A 21598-nucleotide genomic window follows, 5' to 3' on the forward strand; every position below is an offset into this window, starting at 1 on the left:
GGTTCGGAGCGGGCCTTCGCCGTCGGGGGTGGGTGTCCGGTGGGGTGGAGTGTGACTCCGGCTCAGGCGAGGGCCACGCAGGACGCCGCCGTCACCCTGATCGAGCCGCCTCGTCGTGGGACGCCCGTGAGCGGGTCGACCGCGAACCACGTCACGTCACCGGAACGCTCGTTGGCGACGTACAGGAAGCCGTCGGAGGCGGCCAGGGCGCGGGGCCAGTGGCCGCCGCAGTGCACCGTGGTGACGAGCCGCAGCTCTTCGCCCTGCACGGCGAGCACGGACAGGACGTCCTCACCGCGGGTGGCGGTCCAGACGAAGCGCCCGTCGGGCGAGGTGACGATGCCCGAGGGGTAGGCGTCGCGCGCCGGTGCACCGGCCAGGACCGGGGTCTCGGACAGCGGCGTCAGGACGCCTTCCGCCGCGTCCCAGCGGCACACGGTGACGGAGGGGCTCAGTTCGTTGACGACGTAGGCCTGCGTGCCGTCCGGGTGGAAGGCCAGGTGGCGCGGCCCCGAGCCCGGGCGCAAGGCGGTCTCCCGGTACAGGGCGAGGGCGCCGTCCACCAGCGTGCACACCCGCACCGATTCCGTGCCGAGATCCACGCTGACGGCCCAGCGTCCGCTCGGGTCGGGCTGCACCTGGTGGGCGTGCGGCCCCTGCTGGCGGGGCGTGTGCGGCCCGGCGCCGGTGTGACGGAGCACGCCGGAAGCGGACCGCGCGAGGCCGCCGTCGGGGTGGACGGGGACCGCGGTGACACTGCCGGAGCCGTAGTTGGCGGTCAGGACGTGCCCCGCGAACAGGCTCAGGTGGGTCGGTCCGCCGCCGCCGACCGGCACGGGCCGCCCGACCGGCTCGGGCTTGTCCCCGGCCACCCGGTACGCGGCCACCGTGCCCTCGGCCGTCTCACTGACCGCGTACAGCGTTTCCCCATCGTGGGCAAGGGCCAGGTAGGAGGGGTCCGGGACGGCTTGCACGCTGCTCAGCACCGTCAGCGCGCCGCTGCCGGGGTCGACTTCCGCCGTCACGATCCCGGGGCCGCCGGCCGCCGTGAACGACCCGATGAACGCCCGTCGCCTGCCGTCCGCCACCGCTGTCCCCTTTCGCCCGCGCCGCCCGGAAGGACCGCGCAGCCGATCATGCAAGGTCTAGACCAAGCGGTCAAGGGGTGGTTGGTCCGGTCGGCCCCGGGCCGCCGGCCGGGGGACGCGGGCCGCCGTGGGGTTCGGGCCGCCGTGGGCGCGGGACCCGGTCAGCCCGGCACAGCTCCCCTTCTGGGCGCGTGGAGGTCCCGGTCAGACCAGGCGCCGACGAGTTGCCGCTCCCAAGCCGCTCAGGAGCACCTGACCACGCCCCACCGGCGGCAGCCGCAGCCGCAGCCGGGTCAGCTCAACAGAACCCCCATGGCACGCTGACCCGTCCGTCAGGCCCCCACCAGCGGCGAACCCGAGGGCGTGCGCAGGGGGCGGGCCAGTTCGGTCAGGGCTCGTTCCAGGCCGTGCAGGTGGGCCAGGGCGGGTTCCGCGTGAGGCAGCCCGTCCGCGTGGATCGCGATGTCCCTGCCCTCGGTGAGGGCTTCGACGGCTGCCTCCACCCGTCGGCAGGCCGTGGCCAGGCGGGTGTCGTGGGAGGCCTCCGGGTCGGCGGCGACGGCGACCAGGCCGCGGATCTCCCGGGCACAGTCGTCGAGGAGGTCCAGGACGTGCCGGGCCCGGCGCTTGCGGCCGAGCATCGGGTTCAGCGGGTGCACGAGCGGGGCGACCGAGAGCCGTACCCGGGCGAGGAGCTGCTCCAGCTCCGCCACCCGCGGGGCGGGGTCGGCGTCGGTGGCACCCGCGAGCCGCCGGGCGGTCTCGACGGCGCAGGCGTGCACACAGCGCAGGGCCCGCCGGATCCAGGCGTCGGTGATGCTGTGGGTGGTGACGGGCAGGACGAGGATCACGGCGAGGGCGGCGCCGAGCGCCCCGACACCGGTCTCGGCGAGCCGCAGGGCGAGCAGGTCCGGGCCGAGCACGCCCAGGAGGCCGTAGAGCAGTCCGGCGAGGAGGGTGACCCAGAGCATCATCCACGTGTAGGACACGGCGGCCGTGTAGAAGATGCCGAAGACGCAGACGGCGGCGAGGGCGGCCGTGACGGCGGGATCACCGTGCACGGGCATGGCCACGAGCAGGCCGAGGCCGATGCCGATGACCGTGCCGAGCAGCCGCCGGAAGCCACGGACCAGGGTTTCGCCGCGCGAGGTGGTGTTGACGAAGATCCACCAGGTGGCGCCGACGGCCCAGTACCAGCGCTGCCCGGACACCAGCTGGCCCACGACGAGGGCGAAGCCGGCTCCGGCGGTCGCCTGGACCGCCTGGCGGGTGGTGACCCGGGCCAGACCGGTGCCGCCGGGCGGGGCGGGCACTGCGGGCGGGGGCAGGCGCCGCTCGTAGCACCACAGGCCGAAGCGCACCGCGGCGGCGGCGAGGACGGACAGCAGGACCGCGGCGTACAGCTGGGGCAGCTGGTCGGTGGTGGCGTGCAGGAACTGCGCCACGAAGAAGGTCATGAACGCGAACACGCCGAGGCTGTGCCCGCGCGGGCCCCAGCGCCGCGCGTACACACCCGCACCCACCACGGCGAGGAAGGTGAGGTCCCGCGCCACCGGGTGGTCGTGCAGCTCGGCCGCGGCGGTGAGGACGGGCAGGCCGACGGCGGGCAGCAGCGCGGTGGTGACGGCCTGGCCGCGCACCGTCGCGTCGGTGACGGTGAACAGGGCGAGCAGGGCGGCGAGACCGCCGGTGACGGTGCCCGCTAGGGAGTGCCCGGCGAGGCCGCACAGGGCGACCGCGAGCGCGATGCCGAGCACGGCCCGCACGGCGAACCGCAACCGCGTCCGCCCCGGATCCGGAGCCATGAACACCCTCTTCAGCACCGCTTACCGCCCCTTTCGCCACACCGGCCACGAGTACGCATGAAAAAGGCGCCGCGGGGTCCGCAGCGCCATCGACGCACCCATATCAGCATCTCGGGTGCCACTGGCTCAACCGGGCACTTCTAGACTGGTCCATTGGTACAGCCGGAGCCGTCCGGAGACGGCCGCGGCAGAGCCAACGGACGAGGAGGACGCGTCATGCCCGTGGACGAGCTCGACACCCGCATCCTGCGGCTGCTCCTGGAGCAGCCGCGCACGAGCGTGCGCGAGTACGCCCGGATCCTCGGCGTCGCCCGCGGCACGCTGCAGGCCCGGCTGGACCGGCTGGAGCGCGACGGCGTGATCACCGGCACGGCACCGGCCCTCTCCCCCGCCGCGCTCGGGCATCCGGTGCTGGCGTTCGTGCACATCGAGGTCACCCAGGGCCATCTCGACGAGGTGGGTGACGCGCTGGCGGCCGTGCCGGAGATCGTCGAGGCGTTCTCGATCACGGGCGGCGGGGATCTGCTGGCCCGCGTGGTGGCGCGGGACAACGCACACCTGGAGGACGTCGTCCAGAAGCTGATCAGCATGCCCGGGGTGGTGCGCACCCGTACCGAGGTCGCCCTGCGCGAGCGCGTGTCCCACCGGATGCTGCCGCTGGTGGAGTCGATCGGGCGGTCGGCTCGCAGATGATCTTTGAGAGCATGGCCGCATGAGTAAGCTCCGCGGAATATCGGTCATCTTCGATCTCGACGGAACACTCGTGGACAGCGAGCCGAACTACTACGAGGCGGGCCGCCAGACGCTCGCGGCGTACGGCGTCACGGACTTCACCTGGGCGGACCACGAGCGGTACGTCGGCATCAGCACGCAGGAGACGGTCGCGGACTGGAAGGACCGCTACCACCTGCCCGCCTCGGTGGACGAACTGTTCGCCACCAAGAACCGCCGCTATCTGGAACTGGCCCGCAGCGCCACCCGCGCCTACCCCGAGATGCGCACGTTCGTCGAACTGCTGGCGGCCGAGGGCGTGCCCATGGCCGTGGCCTCGGGCTCCTCCCCGGAGGCCATCGCCGCGGTGCTGACCGGAACCGGACTGGACGCACATCTGCACACCGTGGTCTCCGCCGACGAGGTCACGCACGGAAAGCCGGCTCCTGACGTCTTCCTGGAGGCGGCCCGCAGGCTCGGCGCGGACCCGTCCGACTGTGTCGTACTGGAGGACGCCGCTCCGGGTGCCGCCGCCGCGCACGCGGCCGGCATGCGGTGCATCGCCATCCCGTACGTCCCGGCCCAGGTGGACGCCCCGGAGTTCGCGACCGCAGGCCTGCTGCTGCGGGGCGGCCAGAAGGAGTTCACGGGGCAGGCGGCGTTCGACTGGCTATGCCGGACGGAGTAGCTCCGCGGGCAGCCGTACGACGCATGCCCCGCCGGCCTCACCGAGACGCTGACCAGCGGTTGCTCAATCAGCCGAAACCGGCCGCACCCTGGCTGCGCTCCTCGTAGATTCATCGGAAGCGCCAGAGGGGAGCGGCACAGTGGCGGAGGGTGGCACCCGCAACGTCGTGGGCGGCGACACGGTGGCGGGCACGGTCGTCCAGGCCGGGTCGATCGGGGCACTGCACGTGCACACGTCCGTCCCGGCGACGGGGTCCGCGCCCGCGTCCGTCGCCGTGGACGCGTGGGAGCGCCGGGTCGGTGACTCCTGCGTCTGGCGGCACGTGCCGCAGGGCCGGGACACCGGCCACCACAGGCGGCACGTCGCCGCCCTCGCGGCCCGGCTGGCCCGCATGCGGGACGAACTGGAACGGTCGCTGGAGCAGGACCCCTGGTGCGACTCCCGGATCGCGACCGCGTTCCTGGACAACGTCGAGTGGCTGCTCGGCGAGCCGCCCGCGGACGGGACGAAGGGCCTCGACCTGTATCCGGCCGAGGCGTCCCTGCTCGTCCTGTTCCCCTTCCTGCACCGGGTCCACTACCTGCGGCGGGCGGTACGGCTCGCGCAGGTCCGTCCCTGGTCCCTGCGGCCGGCGGACACCGCCGACCCGGACAGGCAGGCGTTCGAGGTCTTCGCCGAGGAGAGCGAGGGCCTCGCCCAGCGGGCCTTGCGGGACCCGGAGGCGGAACCGCTCGTCGGCTGGTGGCTCTGTCACCGCCGCCTCGCCCAGCACGGGGAGTTCTCGGACACCGGTTCCGTCCACGCGCTCGTGGAGGAGTTGGGCGACTCCGCCGCGGAGCTGGGCGCGGCGCTCGCCGCCGACCGGGTGACCGTGCTTCTGCACGGCCTCCGACGAGGCCCCGACATCTGCCATCCCGAGTTCCTGAACCTGCTGCCCGCCGACGACCGGGTCCGCTGCGGACCCGGTCACCAGCAGATCCGCTTCCAACGCGTCGGCCTCCTCGTCGCCCTCGCCTACGGCATGTCCGTCGAGACGACCGCGCTGCCGGACATCGTCGCCGAGCACCTCGCCATCCCGTATCCGGTGGATCTGCCCCTGCTGCGCCGCACCCTCGCCGAAGCGCACTGGGGAGGGTCGCGCGACCTGCCGGTGCTCCGCGCCGAATGCCACCACGAGGCGGTCGTGGAGGGTCTGCGCGAGTACACCGCCCGAGCCGACGCCATGCTGCACGCGATACGGCGGACCGTCAGGGACCGGGTCAACCAGCCCATGCCGGACCTCCCCACCCGGCTCTCCGCCGACGGCGTGGTTCCCAGCCGCGGCACCTTCGACGGGTACGCGAGGTTCCGGAGCGACGGACGCCGGGTCCTCGATCTGGCGATGGGGATCGAGCTGTACAAGGACCGCGACCTGGCCGTCCGGGAGCTGTACCAGAACGCGCTCGACGCCTGCCGCTACCGGCGCGCCCGGCAGGAGTACCTCGACCGCACGACGGAACCGTCCGGCACGCCGTACACCGGCCGCATCTCCTTCACGCAGGACACCGACGACGACGGCCGGGCGTATCTGGACTGTCAGGACGACGGAATCGGCATGGGCGAGGCCGAGCTGCGCGGTGTGTTCTCCCACGCCGGCGCGCGCTTCGCGGAGCAACTGGAGTTCAAGCTGGAGCGTGCCCGCTGGGAGTCCCTGGACCCACCGGTGACGCTGTATCCGAACAGCCGGTTCGGGATCGGTGTGCTCAGCTACTTCATGCTCGCCGAGGAGATCCGGGTCACCACCTGCCGCATGGACGCCGACGGCGTTCCCGGGCCCGTCCACGAGGTGTCCATCTGCGGGCCGGGCCACCTCTTCAGGATCGTGCGCAAGGCCGCGCGCGGGCGCGAGCCCGGCACCCGGGTCCGGCTGTACCTGCGGCCCGAGATCGAACCGGCGGGCTGGTCCGTGATCGACGTTCTCGAACGGGTGCTCGCGATCGCGGAGTTCCCCACGACGGCACGGAAAGGGGTGCTGAGCAGTGCGTGGGAGCCGGGGCGGCTGAAGGGACGGCAGAAATCCGGTCCTGCCGACCCCGGTCTCAACGCGAGCGGAAGCCTGGTGGCCTGGTCCGAGGACGGCAGGGGCGCGCAGGTCGTCTGGTGTGAGAACGGCGGGGCGCTGCTCGTGGACGGGCTGGTCGTGGAGCCGACGGTACGCAAAGGTGTCCTGTCGGCGACGGGCCCGGGGCTGACCGGGGCGGTGGTGAACCTGCGCGGTCCGTGGTCTCCGGCGAAGCTGTCGGTGGACCGGCGGCATGTCCTGGACGATGTCAGCGTGCCGGTGAGGGAGCTGGTGGAAAGGGCCGGCAGCGTCCTCGCGGAGGGCGATGACGACGTGCCGGGCTTTCCCTGGCTTTGTCAGGTGGCCGGCGGTAGCGCGGTTCTGGCCGACGTCGTGTCCGAGGCGCTCTCCGACCGTGGTCGAGAACTCGCGTTCAGGGGCGTACGGTTCGGCAGTCCGCAGGTCGGATACTTTCCGGCGGATTTCTCCCTCGTCCCACACGATCCTCATGGCGAGCCGCGTTATGGTGCCGGCGCCTGGAGTGACCCCAGCGGTGACACGCCGGACCACTTGTTCCTCTGGCGGATCCTCGCCCGCCGTTCCGCGCGGGCACTCCGGAAGCTCGTCGAGGTGTGCCCGGAGGCGGACGACACCCGTCCGGTCCGGCGGCCGACGCCGTCCGACCAGTGGTTACTGATGGCCCGTCAGTCACGCAGCTGGCACAGCAGCCCTCTGAACAACCACTGGAACTTCGCCGATGCCGCCGAAACCCTCCAGTGCACCTCACGCGACGTAGCCATGCGACTGGCCGCGTTGGGCTACCCGGACGCCGATCCCCGGCGCTGGTCGTCCGATGCTCAGCTCACGAGGGCGAACAGCGGTGTCTTCCGGCCGCTCCACGGTGAAAGCCTTCTGGGCAGGCAGAAACCTCTGTCCACCGAAGAACTGATGGAGATGGTGGCACGCGCGAACGACAGCATCGACGCAACGGCCGAACTTCTGCGGCGTTTCGGGCTCGTGGTACCGGACAGCGTGGTGGCACTGTGCAAGGCCGCGGAAAACGACGACCTGCTCTGGCTCAACCCGGACAGAGTGACAGAAGGCTGCCTGGATCCCGGTGTGGCGGTCCCCCCAGGGCACGTGGCGCGCGCAAGCCTCCGGTCCGGTCTCTCCGTGCCGGAAGTGTGCCGACGGCTCGCAGCCCAGGGCCTCCGCGCCGAATCCGGCCGCCTGCCGGACCGCCCCACGACAGAGACCGTCGCACTGCTGAGCCTGAATGTGAACGGAAGGCCGCCCTGGTTGAACCCCGCGCGGGCGACGCCACCCGGTCTGATCCTTCGTGCGGCGGAAGAACTCCGACTGGCACCGGCAGAAGTAGTGGCCAAGCTGGCCGCGCTCGGAGTCGCCCCGCCGGAACCCTTTCCGGCGGATGCCACGACGGATGACCTCTGGGCCCTTGACGACGAGGCGTACGGCGAGTATCTCGTCCCCCCGGGGCCGCTGTCCTACGCAGACGTCTTCAGCGGTGTCGAGGACCTCGACGACCTCCGCTACAAGCTCCACCGCCTGCGTGCCTATGGGTTCGACACAGCTCTGGAGGTCCCCCGCCGGCCCACTCCACTGGACCGGGAGATATTGCGCGAGAGCAGCCCGATCAACTGGTGGTACACGTCGACTGACGCAGCAGTGCCGTTCAGTTACATCCTTTTGGCGGCACGGGAGTTGGGGGCCCTGCCCACGACGATCGCGAAGCGTCTGCGCGCCTGCAACATCGCGACGTCGCACGACAGCCTCCCGAAGGGTCTCTCGTTCAGCGAAGCTCTTCGACTCATCCGCGCGGATGAGCTGGATGCGGGGGAAGTTCCCGGGGCCGAGGGCTTCCCGCTTGAGTTCCTGGTCAAGACGGCCCTCCGTAAACGCACCGGCATCAGGCACGTCGTCTCCCTGCTCAACGACCTCGGCATCCCCGTCCGCGACCCCGCGGAGACCGTCAGGGCCGCCCTGGCACGCGTTCCCCGTCCCGATCAGTTCTGAGCACCAATCCCGTCCGCAGCGTTGACGCCCTCTCACCCCACGCATAACGTCTGGCCGACCCCCCGCACACTGTTCGTGATGACGAACGAAGCCCCTCGTGGAGGAGCACATGGCCCGGCCCCTCTCCAGACGATCCCTTCTCCAGGCCGCGGCGCTGGCGGCGGCGACCCCTGCGGTGTCTCTCACCACGGCCGGCCGAGCCGCGGCCACTGTTCAGGAGGCAACAGCCGTGACGGCGGCCCCGTCCGCATGGACCGTCCGACCCTTCGCCCTCGAAGACGTGGCCCTCAGGCCCGGACCGTTCGCCGACAAGCGGAAGCTGATGCTGGATCACGCCCGCGGCTACGACGTGAACCGGCTGCTCCAGGTGTTCCGCGCCAACGCCGGCCTCTCCACCGGTGGCGCGGTCGCGCCCGGCGGCTGGGAGGGCCTGGACGGCGAGGCCAACGGCAACCTGCGGGGCCACTACACCGGCCACTTCCTGACCATGCTGGCGCAGGCGTACCGCGGGACGAAGGAGCAGGTGTTCGCCGACCGGATCGGCACCATGGTCGGGGCGCTGACCGAGGTGCGCTCGGCGCTGCGGCGGGAACCGGCGGTGCTGAGCGTCCCCGGGAAGTTCGGGACCGGTGCGGATCAGGTCCGGGGCTCCTACCAGTACGTGGACCTGCCGGCCGCCGTGCTCGGCGGTGCCCCGGCGATCACTCTCGCCCTGTGGGTCCGGCCCACGCACGACGCCGCCTGGGCGCGGATCTTCGACTTCGGCGACGACACCAGCCGCTACCTGTACCTGGCCGCCCGCAATCAGGCCGGGGTGCCGCGCTTCGCCGTCACCACGTCGGGAGCCGGCGGCGAGCAGGCGCTGAACGGCACGGCCGCGCTGCCGCTGAACCAGTGGAGCCACCTGGCGGTCACGATCGCGGACGGCACCGGCACCCTGTACGTCAACGGCGCCGCCGTGGCGCGCAACACCGCGATGAGCCTCACCCCGGCGGCCCTCGGCACACTCAAGAACAACTGGCTCGGCCGCTCGAACTACTCCGCCGACCCGGTCTTCGCGGGTGCCTTCGAGGAGTTCGACGTCTTCGCGCGGGCGCTGAGCGCCGCCGAGGTCACGGAGTTGCAGACCCGCCGGGCCGCCGACGCGTCGACGGGCCGGGGCGATCTGGCGTCGTACGCCTTCGACGAGACGGCCGGCGGGACCTTCGCGGACGCCTCCGGCCGGGGCCTGAACGGCGTCCTGCGCCGCACCTGGGGCGGGCCGAGCCACCCCGGGTTCCTCGCGGCGTACCCGGAGACGCAGTTCATCGACCTGGAATCGAGGACCACGCCCGACTACACCAAGGTGTGGGCGCCGTACTACACCGCGCACAAGATCCTCAGGGGGCTGCTCGACGCGTACACCGCCACGGACGACGACCGGGCGCTCGACCTCGCGTCCGGCATGTGCGACTGGATGTACGCCCGGCTGTCGAAGCTGCCCGAGGCCACGCTCCAGCGCATGTGGGGGATCTTCTCCAGCGGTGAGTTCGGCGGCATCGTCGAGGCGGTCTGTGATCTGCACACGATCACCGGAAAGGCCGAACACCTGGCGCTGGCAAGGCTGTTCGACCTGGACCGGCTGATCGACGCGTGCGCCGCGAACACCGACATCCTCGACGGGCTGCACGCCAACCAGCACATCCCGATCTTCACCGGCTATGTGCGGCTCTACGACGAGACCGGCGAGGAGCGGTACCTCGACTCGGCGAAGAACTTCTGGGACATGGTCGTCCCGCACCGCATGTACGGCATCGGCGGCACCAGCACCCAGGAGTTCTGGAAGGCCCGGGACGTGATCGCGGGCACGATCGGTGCGACCACCGCCGAGACCTGCTGCGCCTACAACATGCTCAAGCTGAGCCGGACCCTGTTCTTCCACGAGCAGGACCCCAAGTACATGGACTACTACGAGCGGGCCCTGTACAACCAGGTGCTCGGCTCGAAGCAGGACAAGCCGGACGCGGAGAAGCCGCTCGTCACGTACTTCATCGGGCTGACACCCGGTCATGTCCGGGACTACACGCCCAAGCAGGGCACGACCTGCTGCGAGGGCACCGGCATGGAGAGCGCCACGAAGTACCAGGACTCGGTGTACTTCGCGAAGTCCGACGGCAGCGCGCTGTACGTCAACCTGTACAGCCCGTCCACGCTGACCTGGGCGGAGAAGGGCGTCACGGTCACGCAGACCACCCGCTTCCCGCAGGAGCAGGGCAGCACGCTGACCTTCGGGGGGAGGAGTGCCTCCTTCACGCTGCGGCTGCGGGTGCCGTCCTGGGCGACCGCGGGGTTCCGGGTGACCGTCAACGGGCGGGCGGTGTCCGGGACTCCGCAGCCCGGCAGCTACTTCGACGTGTCCCGGAGCTGGCGGGCCGGCGACACCGTCCGGATCGCCATGCCGTTCCGGACGCGGGTGGAGAAGGCGCCGGACGACGCGTCCCTGCAGACCCTGTTCCACGGGCCGGTCAACCTCGTCGCCCGCGACGTGGCCACGGAATACCTGAAGGTCGGGCTGTACCGCGGGGCCGGCCTGTCCGGCGATCTCTCGTCCGCCCTGACGCCGGTGCCGGACAAGCCGCTGCACTTCACACTGGACGGGACCGAGTGGGCGCCCTTCGCCGAGGGGACGGAGGACCCGACGCACGCCTACTTCCGGCGCACGGAACCGAGGGTCGTGTTCGGCGGCCGGGACGCGGGCGTGGCCAATCCGGCGAAGTCCGGCGGCACCACGCTGCTGGACGAGATCTGGGCGGGGGCGCCGTTCCGGGACAAGGGGGCGCTGGTGGCGCGGGTGCGGGCCACGGTGGACGTGTGGGTGTCGGCGGGGTTGCTGGTCAGGGCGGACGCGGACAAGGTGGTGGCGACGGCGGAAGCGGCTTCGTACCGGCCCTGAGCGCCTGACCGGCCGGGCCGTGTGCGGCGTTCGAGCGGATGCCGCACACGGCCGAACTTTTTTGCGGCAGGGATGATTGTTTCGCCCCTGGCATCCGTACCTCTTGGTGTTGGGCCGTTCATATCCCAGGAGGCACGATGCGCATCTCGCGCAGCACGGCAGGAACCGCGTTCGTGGGCGGCGCGCTGGTCCTTACGCTGACCGCGCTCGCCTATCCCAGCATGCTGGGCGTAGAGAACGCGGCTTCCGGCCAGGACCGCATCATCGCCAACACCCAGTGGGGTCCGCTGACCGAGGCGGACCGCGACTTCGTGGTGCGCGTACGCGCGGCCGGACTGTGGGAGTACCCGCTCGGGCAGCTGATCAAGGAGCGGAGCACGTCGCCGGAGATGCAGGAGGTCTCCAAGCATCTGCTCGTGGGTCACGGCCGGCTCGACGCGGGCTGCCGCAAGGTCTCCACGGACCTGGGCATCACCCTGCCGAACGAGGCGTCGCCGCAGCAGCAGCAGTTCGTGGCGACGGCCGAGGGCAGCACCGGCAAGGAGTTCGAGTCCACGGCCGTGACGATCATGCGCGTCGCGCACGGGGGCATCTTCCCGACGATCGCCAAGATCCGGGCGACCACCCGCAACAGCCTGGTGCGGGAGCTCGCCGACACGACCAACGACACCGTGCTCGACCACATCACGGTTCTGGAGAAGACCGGCCTGATCAACCAGGAACAGGTGAGCTTCCAGATCACCGCCCCGCCCAAGCTGCCCCAGGAGCAGACGACACCGCCGCCGCCCCAGCAGGGTGCGCCGGTCCGCGTGCTGCCGATCCCCGAGGAACTGAAGGACTTCCAGACGGTCGCCCCCAATCCCTCCTACGGGGCGCCGGCACCGTCTCCGTCGGCCGGCTGAGCCGGGTACGACGTTCCCGGGGGGTCGCGGTCCGTAAGCGGCCCCCGTCCTACGAACGGCGGCGGGGCTTGCCGCGTCGGTCGCTCTTGGGGGCACCGCGCCCGCTCTTCCCGGTGCGCTTCGCCCCGGCGGACTTCCCGGCCGCCGACTTTCCGGCCGCCGGCTTCCGTCGGGCGCCACCCCGGTCCGCGTCCGCGGACTCGCCCCGCGCCGGGGGCTGCTGACGACCCCGGGTGCTGTTGACCGTGCGGCCGCGGACGATGCCGATGAAGTCCTCGACCTGGTCCGTCTTCGCGTCCTCGGGCCAGGCCAGGGCCACGCTCGACTCGGGGGCGTCCTTGAGGGGCCGGTGGGTGAGGTCCTTGCGGTGATGCAGGCGGGCGAGCGACAGCGGGACGACCAGGACGCCGATGCCCGCCGCGACCAGTTCGACGGCGTCGGCGGTGGTCGCGGGCCGTTCCAGGGCGGGCCTCCCGGGCAGGCTCTCCCAGTCGAGGACGTCGTCGAGGGGGTGCAGCACGATGTCGTCGGCCAGGTCCTCCGGAGCCACCTCGTCGACGGCGGTGACCAGGTGGTCCTTGGGCACCACGACGACGGTCTGCTCGGTGTAGAGGGGGATGGCGCTGAAGACCGAGCGGTCCACGGGTGTGCGGACGAGGCCCGCGTCGGAGTCCCCGCCCAGCAGCCGCCCGGCCGCCGCCCCGGCGGGCACCTGCGTGAGGGTCAGCGGGACGCCGGGGTGCCGCTCGTTCCAGATGCGCACCCATTTGTCGGGCATCACCCCGGGAACGTAGGCGAGCCGGAACGAGGGGGTTGCATCCGAGCCTGTCACCTCGCCAGGTTACCGGCCGTGGTCAGAGGTCGTGCACATGCTCGTTACCCTGGGGTCCATGACGTCGCACCAGAACACCCAGACGATGAAGCCCGCGACCGCGGCGAAGAAGCTGGGTGTGTACCTCGAGGCCACCCCCGCCGATTTCCGGGAGGGTGTCGTCTCACGCGCCGAGCTGAACGAGCTCCAGGCGAACCCGCCGCAGTGGCTGCAGGAGCTGCGGCGCAACGGCCCGCACCCCCGGCCGGTGGTCGCCGCGAAGCTCGGTGTCTCCATCGCGGGCCTCGCGCGCGCCGGCGTCACCGAGCCCCTCACCACGGAGCAGATCGAGGCGCTGAAGCAGGAAGGCCCCGAGTGGCTGGAGCGGGAGCGCACCACTCAGGCGGAGGTCCGCAAGGAAGCGGAACGGATCAAGAAGAAGAACGCCGAACGTCAGGCCTGACCTGAGGACCCCTCCTTTTCGGACGGCCCCCACCGGATGATCCGGTGGGGGCCGTCGCCGTTTCCTCGGTGTTCCCGGGCGCCGTGTGGTGTCGGTGAAATCCTTCGGCCATGTCTTGACATGGCGCTGAAGCGATCCGTAGCTTGGCCGATCATTTAGATTCGTGAAGCGGGTTCACGAATATGAACGGAGAACCATCCATGCGGGATCGCCGACGCTGTATCGCCATGCGGCTACGCCGCGTGCACCGCCTGGCTGCCACGTGTGCCGTCTCGGGGCTCCTGTTCGGAACGGCCGCCTGCGGATCCGGTTCCGGCAGCGCCCGGGCCGGTGACCCGAACACCCTGGAGGTGTGGACCCGGAGCGACCCGGAGTCCGCCCAGACCTACGACCGCGTGTTCGCCGCCTTCACGAAGAAGACCGGCATCAAGATCAACTACCAGCCGGTCATGAACTTCGACCAGCAGTTGCAGAGCCGCGCGTCCGTCAAGGACCTGCCGGACGTCATGATCAACGACACGGCCCTGATGGGCAGCTACCAGGCCCAGGGCCTGCTCAAGCCGATCACTCCGGCCTCGATATCCGGACATGACGAGATCACCGCCAAGTCCTGGTCGTCCACGGCCGGCCTCGACGGCAGGCACTACGGCATCCCGTACTCCCGGCAGGCCATGACGCTGTTCGTCCGCAAGGACTGGCGCGAGAAGCTCGGCCTGCCGCAGCCGAAGACCTGGCAGGACACCCTCGCCCTGGCCAAGGCCTTCGCCACCCGCGACCCGGACGGGGACGGCAAGAAGGACACCTACGGCATGGTCGTCCCGGGCAGCGCCCAGAACGGCTACGTCGCCTGGTGGGGCGCCAGCTATCTGTGGCAGGGCGGTGTGCGGATCCTCCGGAAGGAGGGGTCGGGCTACCGGCCCGCCATGGACTCCGCGGCGGCCCTGCGCACCGTCACCTGGATGAAGAAGAACCTCTTCTGCGGCGACAACGGTGTCATCCAGCCCAGCGCCCTGACCTCCGTCACCGCGAACACCACCAACTTCCAGGACGGCAACGCCGGGATGTACCTCACCGGCCCGTACAACATCTCCACGTTCGACAAAGCCCTCGGCAAGGACAAGTACGAGGTGCTGCCGGCCCCCTCGGGCCCGGCCGGCAACAACGACGTGCTGGCCGACGGCGAGAACATCTACTTCGGCGCGAAGACCGGCAAGGCGAAACAGGAGCAGACACTCGCCGCGTTCCTCGTCTCCCCCGAGGGCCAGGAACTCGCCATGACCGGCGACCACCAGCCCGTCGTGCGCATCCCGGTCAACTCCACGCTCGACGCGGCGAAGGTGCGCGACGACCCCCGCTGGAGCGTGGTGCAGACGGCGTACGAGACCGCCTCCGTGCAGTTCCCCAACGCGCCGGACTTCGCCCCGATCAAACAGGACACCGCCGACGCGCTCAACGCGATCTTCACCTACTGCGGCAGCGACGTCCGCTCCGGCCTGAAGGAGCTCAACGACACCCTCGCCGGTGACCTCAAGGACCAGGAGCTGCTGAAATGACCGCGACCGCGACGACGCCCGGGCCGCGCAGAGCCCGGATCATCGGCAAGAAGGCCGTACTGCCCTGGCTGTTCCTCGCCCCGGGGCTGCTGCTGGCCCTCGTCTTCAAGTTCCTGCCCATGGGCAAGGGCGTCTGGCTCAGCTTCTTCGACGTGCGGCCCTTCCTCGGTGACAAGTGGGTCGGCCTCGACAACTACACGCGGGTCCTCACCGACCACCGTTTCCAGGACGCCATCGGCCACACCCTGCTCCTCGGCGTCGGGATGTCCCTCGGCGGGATCGTCGTCGGCTCCGCGCTGGCGCTGCTGCTGGAGGGCCAGGCCCGCTCGCTGAAGATCATCCGTACCGCCGTGTTCCTGCCCGTCGTCACCGCCACAGCGGTGGTCGGCGAGATGTGGCGGCTGATGTACTACCCGACCTCCGACGGCCTGCTCAACAGCGGTCTGGGGCTCCTGGGACTGGGGCCCGTGCCCTACCTGGACAACCCCGACACCGCGCTGTGGGCGACGATGGCCATGGGCATCTGGATGCTCGCCCCGTACAACATGGTGATCATCCTCGCCGGGCTGGCGGGCGTGGACCGGTCGCTGTACGAGGCCGCCGCGATGGACGGCGTCTCGCTCCGGCAGCGACTGCGGCACATCACCCTGCCGGCGATCCGGCCCGCCCTCGGCATCGTCCTCACCCTCGCCGCCATCCGCGGACTGCGCGTCTTCACCGAGGTGTACGTCCTCACCGGCGGCGGTCCGGCCGGCTCCACCGACGTGTGGATGACCCGCGCCTACACCCTCGGCTTCACCCGTAACGACATCGGCGGCGCCTCGGCCGCCTCCGTGGTTCTGCTCTGCGTGACGCTGCTGCTCACCGTCACGGTCAACTACCTCCGCAAGAGGGGAGACGTGAGATGAGCGCCCCCGCCATCGACCCCGTCCGGACTCCGGTGAGCGCCACTCCCGCGCGGAAGTCCGCCGGGAAGGGGCGCACCACCCCCGCCCGTTTCGACACCGCCCTCGGCTGGAGCGACCGGCCGGGCCCCGCCTGGGCGCTGCGCGTCCTGCTCTGCCTGCTCGCCCTCGGCGTCTTCGCGGCCCCCTTCCTGACGATCTTCTCCGGTTCCTTCAGCGAGAAGGCCAGCGGTTCGACCCTGTCGTTCCTCCCTCACCACCCGACCCTGCTGAACTTCCAGGTGGCGGGCGAGCGGGGCATCTGGGACTACTTCGGCAACTCCCTGGTGATAGCGGGCGGCGGGCTGCTGCTCCAGCTCGCCGTGTGCACGCTGGCCGCGTACGCGCTGGCCCGGCACAGGTTCCGCGGGCAGGCGCTGGTCCTGACCCTGTTCATGCTGACGATGATGCTCCCGGAGGAGGTCATCGCCATCCCGCTGTCCCTGGTCCTCGGGCATGTGCCGGTGGTCGGCGTCGACCTGAAGGGCACCGTCTGGGGTGTGATCCTGCCGCTCGGTGCCTGGGGCTTCTCCGTGATGCTGCTGACGGAGTTCATGAAGGACATCCCCACCGAGATCGAGGAGGCCGCCCGCATCGACGGCGTCGGCGAGCTGCGGATGCTGTGGCAGGTCGTCCTGCCGCTGTGCAAGCCCGCGCTCGGTGTCGCCGGGGTGCTCGGTTTCATCATGATCTGGGACCAGTACCTGCTGCCCCTGATCGCCGCCAAGGACCCCACCGACTACACGGTCACCGTCGCCCTGTCCATCCTGCGCACCGACCCCGAGGTCGGCTCCGGGGTGGTGCTGGCCGGTGCGGTCATCGCCCTGGTGCCCAGCCTGATCGTCTATCTGCTCCTCCAGCGCTCGCTGGTCACCGGCATCGCCGCCGGGGCCACCAAGGGCTGACAAACCCCCACGTATGAGGGAGACATGAAGTTCCACGGAGTGCTGTTCTTCCCGGTCACGCCGTTCGCGGCGGACGGTTCACTGGACGAGGAGCGGATGGCCCGGCACATCGAGTCGGGTGTCGCCGCGGGCGCGGGAGGTGTGTTCGTCGCCTGCGGCACCGGCGAGTTCCACGCGTTGTCGGCCGAGGAGATCGAGCGGGCCACCCGGGTCGCCGTCGAGACCACGGCCGGTCGGGTGCCGGTCCTCGCGGCGGCCGGCGGCCCCACCCCGGTCGCCCGCGACCAGGCCGCCCGCGTCGAACGCGCGGGCGCCGACGGCATCCTGCTGCTGCCGCCCTACCTCGTCAGCGCCCCGCAGCAGGGCCTCGTGCGCTACGTCGAGGAGGTCATCGCGGCCACGGACCTGCCCGTCGTCTTCTACCAGCGCGGCACCGCCCGGCTCACCGCCGAGACCGCCGCCGAGATCGCCGCCCTGCCCGGGGTCGTCGGACTCAAGGACGGCATCGGGGACATCGAGCGGATGCACCGCATCGTCCGCGCGGTGCGTGCCGTACCGGGCACGGAGGACTTCCAGTTCTTCAACGGGCTGCCCACCGCCGAGATGACCGCGCCCGCCTACCAGGGCGTCGGTGTGGAGCTGTACTCCTCGGCGGTGTTCGCCTTCGCCCCGGAGATCGCCCTGGCCTTCCACCGGGCGCTCGCCGAGGGCGACGACGCCCTGGTCTCCCGGCTCCTCGACGAGTTCTACGGCCCGCTGGTCGCTCTGCGCGACGAGGTCCCCGGGTACGCCGTGTCGCTCGTCAAGGCCGGGGTGACCCTGCGCGGCCTGGACGTCGGCGGCGTACGGGCGCCGCTGCTCGATCCGACGCCGGAGCATGTCGCCCGGCTCTCGAAACTCCTCGACCACGGACTGGAGGTGGTCGGCGCATGAGCTCCACGCGTATTCGTGAGCTGATCGTCACCCCGATCGCGTTCGGCGACCCGCCGCTGCTCAACTCCAACGGCGTGCACGAGCCGCTCGCCTTGCGGGTGATCCTCCAACTGGTGCTGGAGGACGGCACGGTGGGGCTCGGCGAGTCCACGGGCGGCGCGGTCCGCCTGGAGCGGCTGCACGCCGCCGCGAAGGCCGTCGTCGGCATGGACGTCTTCGACACCACCGCCGTCACCGCCGCCATCGACGCGGCGCTGCTCCCGACCGTGCCCAGCTCCCACGAGCGCGGCTGGACCACCTCGGCGGTCGAGGTGGCCTGCCTGGACGCGCAGGGCAAGCTGCTCGGCCGCCCGGTCAGCGACCTGCTGGGCGGCAGGGTCAGGGACGCGGTGCCGTTCGCCGCGTACCTCTTCTACAAGTGGGCCGAGCATCCCGCGCTCGACGGCCGTGCGGCCATCGGCGACGACTGGGGCGAGGCCCTCGACCCGGCCGGGATCGTCGAGCAGGCCCGGCTGATGCACGAGCGGTACGGCTTCCGGTCGTTCAAGCTCAAGGGCGGTGTCTTCCCGCCCGACGAGGAGATCGCCGCGATGCGGGCGCTGGCGGAGGCCTTCCCCGGGCAGCCGCTGCGGCTGGACCCGAACGTGGCCTGGACGGTGGAGACGTCGACGTACGTCGCCCGTGAACTCGACGGTGTCCTGGAGTACTTGGAGGACCCCACCAGGAGCATCGAGGGCATGGCGGAGGTCGCGAAGGGCTCCCCCGTGCCGCTCGCGACCAACATGTGCGTGGTCGCCTGGGAGCATCTGAAGCCGGCTGTCGAGCAGAACGCCGTCCAGGTGCTGCTCACCGACCACCACTACTGGGGCGGGCTGCGCCGCACCCGTGAACTGGCCGCCGTGTGCGAGGCGTTCGGACTCGCCCTGTCGATGCACTCCAACTCGCACCTGGGCATCAGCCTCGCCGCGATGACCCATGTCGCCGCGGCCATCCCCAACCTCGACCACTCCTGCGACACGCACTACCCCTGGAACTCGGCGGACGACGTGATCGTCCCCGGCGTGCTGGAGCTGCGCGACGGCGAGGTCAGGGTGCCCACCGGCCCGGGGCTGGGTGTCGAGCTCGACCACGACCGACTGGAGCGCCTGCACCGGCGGTACGTCGACTCCGGGATGCGCGGCCGGGACGACACCGGCTACATGCGGCGGTTCCAGCCGGAGTACGAGCTGAAGCTCCCCCGCTGGTGACAGCCGTGAGCCCCGCCTCGGTGGGCGGGGCGCACGGCTGTCACCCCCTACGACTTGGGCACCTTCAGCCGGTCCCAGGTGACCTTGCCGGGGATGCCGTCGGCGTCCTTGCCGGAGAAGCCCTGCTTCTGCTGCCACAGCGCGTAGGACCGGCGGTCGGCCTCGCTCCAGTCGGGGCTGGGCCCCTCCTCGTAGCGGCTGCACCCCTCGGCGACCAGGCGGCGGCCCATCGCCGTGATGATCGGGGAGCGCTGCCCGACGTGGAAGAACCCGGCGCCCGGGAACGGCTCGTGGGACGGCTTGGGCGACGGCTTCGGGCCGGGGGCCGGCTTGGTGCCGCCCCCGGCACCCTTGAGCCGGTCGCGTATGCGCCCCCGCATCCCGTCCATGGTGAAACCGCGCGGGTCGACCTTGCCCGGCTGCCACTCCTTGTGTCCGATGACGGAGCGTTCGGACCAGCCGTGGTGGCGGCAGATCGCGGCGGACACCCGCTCGATGGCCTCCTTCTGCGCCTCGGGCCACGGGTCCTTGCCGTTGCCGAGGTTGATGCACTCGAAGCCGTAGAAGTGCCGGTTGCCGTCGGTGTCGGCCTCGTTGTCCGTCGGCGGCTTCGACTCGTTGATCACTGCACGCAGCACGTCGCCGTCGCCGAGACCGGCGTGGTTGGCCCGGCCGTTGCCGACCAGGTGGACATGGCCCTTCTTGTCGATGACGCCGTGGCACAGCGGGCCGGGGAGGTTGGCGTGGCCGTCGTAGCAGAGGTCCACGGAGGAGGCCGTGCCGGAGGTGACGGTGTGGTGGATCATCACTCCGTTCACCGGGCCCCAGGGGCCCTTGCTGTTGCGGTTGTGGGTGCGCCAGCCGCGGACCTCGTGGACGGTCAAGCCCTCGGCCCTCAGGATCTCCACCAGCTTGGACGCGCTCAGGGGCCTGGCCATCAGTTGTCTCCCTCCGCGGCGGCTTCCGCCTCGGCTGTGGTCTGCGACCGTCCCCGGGAGGGGTCGGCCTCGGCGGCCTGCTCCTCGCGGCGGGCCTGTTCCTCGGCGGCGAGCGTCGCCTCGTCGGCGGCCGGCACGCTGCTCGCCAGCGGGCCGAAGGCCAGGCGCAGGTCGACGGCGCTGCCCTCGCCCTTGACCAGGGCCAGCGGGGCGAAGTGCCGGGCGATGCCGGCGGGTGCCTGGAGCAGCGGACGGCGGGCCTGGTCGGTCGGCCATTCGACGCTGCCGGTGGCCGTGCGGGCCGGCACGATCCAGTGGTCGCCGGTGCGGTAGGCGCCGCCCTTGGCGAAGTACACCTCGACGCCGTCCTCCAGGTGCAGCCACTCCCCCTCGGTGACAGGGATCGCGCCGCCCTTCAGCGCCGTGCTGCGGCCCTTGCGCTTCGGGCCGCCGGTGTGGTCCCAGCGGCGCAGGTACGGGTTCAGGTGCGCGAGGCGTCCGACGCCGGGAGCGGGTTCGGCGGACAGGCGGACCCGGCGGCCGGGCAGGTCGAGTTCCTCGACGCGCAGCAGGGGCAGGGGCTCCAGCCGGGAGGCGTAGGCGGTGTCCACGAACTCCACGTGGTCTCCGACGTCCAGGTCCAGCTTGTCGTCATGGCCGAGGGACGCCAACTGCACCCAGGTTCCGTCGAGTTCGTCGACGGGGAAGACCACGGAGCCGTTCTCCCGGGACCATGTGAAGGTGGCGTCCTTCGCCTCGCCGCCCTCGTGGACCTCCACCCGGTACAGCTGGTTCTCCGGGCCCCGGTAGCGGGCGTCCGGCTTGACCAGGCACGGGTCCTCGTCCGCGTGGTCGGGCCGCTCGCTGCGGGCGGCGAGCCGGGCGGAGGGAGCCGACCGGCGCTGCGCCCAGCGGGTGAAGGCGGCCCGGACGACCTCCTTGGACGGGTCGGTCTCCTCGATCTCCAGCGCGGCGAGGGACAGCGGCAGCACCTGCCAGACGACCTTCACACGGGCGGCGGTGTCGGGCATGGCGGCGCCGAGGGCGACCTCGCGCAGCGCCGGGTCCTCCGCCGCGCTCACCGACCGCTCCCACACGTTCAGGTAGGCGACGAACGGCGTCTGGGCGGGCGAGGGCAGCCGGTCGCCGGGCTTCTCCGGGTCGCGGAAGCCGTCGGGCTGGTCCCAGTAGGTCCAGGTCGCGGGCGGCTCCGGCGCGGCGTCCTCGCTCTCCTCGTCGGTGACGGGCACCCCGGCCTCCGGGCGGTCGGCGTCGCACAGGATGCCGTCGACGTAGTAGCGGCCGCCGTGGATGAGCAGGGTGTCGATCTCGTGCTTGCCGCCCACGTACTCGATACGGAAGCCGACGGCGTCGCGCGGGCCGCCGTGCGGGCCGATCAGGTCGGCGGCGAGGGTGCGGGCCTGGTGGAGCTGGATCGCGGTCTGCTCGTTGAGGTCGGCGTCGAGCTGGACGCGGCCCTGCTGGGCGACGACCGCGGAGTAGTGCCGCTCCGGGCGGAAGGTGGAGCGGGAGAGATCTGCGTGCATGAAGGGTGTCCCCCTGGTTCAGAAGTGCGGGTTCACGAGGTCGGTGGCGGGTGCGC

Annotated in this window: 16 protein-coding genes; 11 read left to right on the plus strand and 5 right to left on the minus strand. The window is 71.3% G+C overall.

Annotation, left to right across the window (positions count from 1 at the left end; translation table 11 throughout):
• Nucleotides 1-62: 62 nt before the first annotated feature.
• Together RFN52_RS04605 and RFN52_RS04610 are read right to left on the minus strand one after the other, a co-directional pair.
• Complete coding sequence (locus tag RFN52_RS04605) at nucleotides 63-1088, minus strand: lactonase family protein (protein ID WP_184842685.1); 1026 nt, start codon at nucleotides 1086-1088, stop codon at nucleotides 63-65.
• Between the two features lie 332 nt (nucleotides 1089-1420).
• Nucleotides 1421-2911: an FUSC family protein gene (locus RFN52_RS04610; protein ID WP_184842688.1), complete on the minus strand. Its 1491-nt coding sequence runs from the start codon at nucleotides 2909-2911 to the stop codon at nucleotides 1421-1423.
• A 198-nt stretch (nucleotides 2912-3109) separates the two neighbouring features.
• Here RFN52_RS04610 and RFN52_RS04615 point away from each other — a divergent pair, with 198 nt between their 5' ends.
• The 5 genes from RFN52_RS04615 to RFN52_RS04635 all read left to right on the plus strand — a co-directional run bounded on the left by RFN52_RS04615 (nucleotide 3110) and on the right by RFN52_RS04635 (nucleotide 12201).
• Nucleotides 3110-3586, plus strand: a complete 477-nt coding sequence (locus tag RFN52_RS04615) for an Lrp/AsnC family transcriptional regulator (RefSeq protein WP_184842692.1) — start codon at nucleotides 3110-3112, stop codon at nucleotides 3584-3586.
• A gap of 19 nt (nucleotides 3587-3605) precedes the next feature.
• Nucleotides 3606-4292 (plus strand): HAD family hydrolase, encoded by a 687-nt coding sequence (locus RFN52_RS04620; protein ID WP_184842695.1) that lies wholly within the window; start codon nucleotides 3606-3608, stop codon nucleotides 4290-4292.
• Nucleotides 4293-4431: 139 nt separating this feature from the next.
• On the plus strand, nucleotides 4432-8367 hold the full coding sequence (locus tag RFN52_RS04625; RefSeq protein WP_184842698.1) for a wHTH domain-containing protein: 3936 nt from the start codon (nucleotides 4432-4434) through the stop codon (nucleotides 8365-8367).
• A 109-nt stretch (nucleotides 8368-8476) separates the two neighbouring features.
• Complete coding sequence (locus RFN52_RS04630) at nucleotides 8477-11299, plus strand: beta-L-arabinofuranosidase domain-containing protein (RefSeq protein ID WP_184842701.1); 2823 nt, start codon at nucleotides 8477-8479, stop codon at nucleotides 11297-11299.
• 137 nt (nucleotides 11300-11436) lie between these two features.
• Nucleotides 11437-12201 (plus strand): DUF4142 domain-containing protein, encoded by a 765-nt coding sequence (locus RFN52_RS04635; RefSeq protein ID WP_184842704.1) that lies wholly within the window; start codon nucleotides 11437-11439, stop codon nucleotides 12199-12201.
• Between the two features lie 49 nt (nucleotides 12202-12250).
• Here RFN52_RS04635 and RFN52_RS04640 read toward each other — a convergent pair whose 3' ends face one another.
• Nucleotides 12251-13033: a LysR family transcriptional regulator substrate-binding protein gene (locus RFN52_RS04640; RefSeq protein ID WP_184842707.1), complete on the minus strand. Its 783-nt coding sequence runs from the start codon at nucleotides 13031-13033 to the stop codon at nucleotides 12251-12253.
• A 58-nt stretch (nucleotides 13034-13091) separates the two neighbouring features.
• On the opposite strand from RFN52_RS04640, the gene RFN52_RS04645 reads away from it, so the two are divergent.
• The 6 genes from RFN52_RS04645 (at nucleotide 13092) to RFN52_RS04670 (ending at nucleotide 19057) form a co-directional block, all read left to right on the plus strand.
• Nucleotides 13092-13475, plus strand: coding sequence for a DUF5997 family protein (locus tag RFN52_RS04645; RefSeq protein ID WP_229856869.1), 384 nt, complete (start codon nucleotides 13092-13094; stop codon nucleotides 13473-13475).
• A gap of 200 nt (nucleotides 13476-13675) precedes the next feature.
• A complete protein-coding gene (locus RFN52_RS04650; RefSeq protein ID WP_311240890.1) occupies nucleotides 13676-15028 on the plus strand; it encodes an ABC transporter substrate-binding protein in 1353 nt (450 codons plus the stop codon).
• Nucleotides 15025-15936: a carbohydrate ABC transporter permease gene (locus tag RFN52_RS04655; RefSeq protein WP_184842711.1), complete on the plus strand. Its 912-nt coding sequence runs from the start codon at nucleotides 15025-15027 to the stop codon at nucleotides 15934-15936. Before RFN52_RS04650 ends, RFN52_RS04655 begins: the two co-directional genes overlap by 4 nt.
• The gene (locus RFN52_RS04660; protein ID WP_184842714.1) at nucleotides 15933-16877 is read left to right on the plus strand and encodes a carbohydrate ABC transporter permease; all 945 of its coding nucleotides are present in this window, start codon (nucleotides 15933-15935) and stop codon (nucleotides 16875-16877) included. Before RFN52_RS04655 ends, RFN52_RS04660 begins: the two co-directional genes overlap by 4 nt.
• Nucleotides 16878-16901: 24 nt before the next feature.
• Nucleotides 16902-17810 carry a 5-dehydro-4-deoxyglucarate dehydratase gene (locus tag RFN52_RS04665; RefSeq protein ID WP_184842717.1) on the plus strand — a complete coding sequence of 303 codons (909 nt, stop codon included), beginning with the start codon at nucleotides 16902-16904 and terminating at the stop codon, nucleotides 17808-17810.
• Entirely contained in the window at nucleotides 17807-19057 is a 1251-nt protein-coding gene (locus RFN52_RS04670) for a glucarate dehydratase family protein (RefSeq protein WP_184842720.1), read from the plus strand. The genes RFN52_RS04665 and RFN52_RS04670 overlap by 4 nt, the downstream gene beginning before the upstream one ends.
• Before the next feature lie 47 nt (nucleotides 19058-19104).
• Here RFN52_RS04670 and RFN52_RS04675 read toward each other — a convergent pair whose 3' ends face one another.
• Nucleotides 19105-19995: a peptidoglycan-binding protein gene (locus RFN52_RS04675; protein ID WP_184842723.1), complete on the minus strand. Its 891-nt coding sequence runs from the start codon at nucleotides 19993-19995 to the stop codon at nucleotides 19105-19107.
• Nucleotides 19995-21542 carry a DUF6519 domain-containing protein gene (locus RFN52_RS04680; RefSeq protein WP_184842726.1) on the minus strand — a complete coding sequence of 516 codons (1548 nt, stop codon included), beginning with the start codon at nucleotides 21540-21542 and terminating at the stop codon, nucleotides 19995-19997. The genes RFN52_RS04675 and RFN52_RS04680 overlap by 1 nt, the downstream gene beginning before the upstream one ends.
• Nucleotides 21543-21598: the final 56 nt, after the last annotated feature.

The organism is Streptomyces collinus (assembly GCF_031348265.1).
Taxonomy (GTDB): domain Bacteria; phylum Actinomycetota; class Actinomycetes; order Streptomycetales; family Streptomycetaceae; genus Streptomyces; species Streptomyces collinus.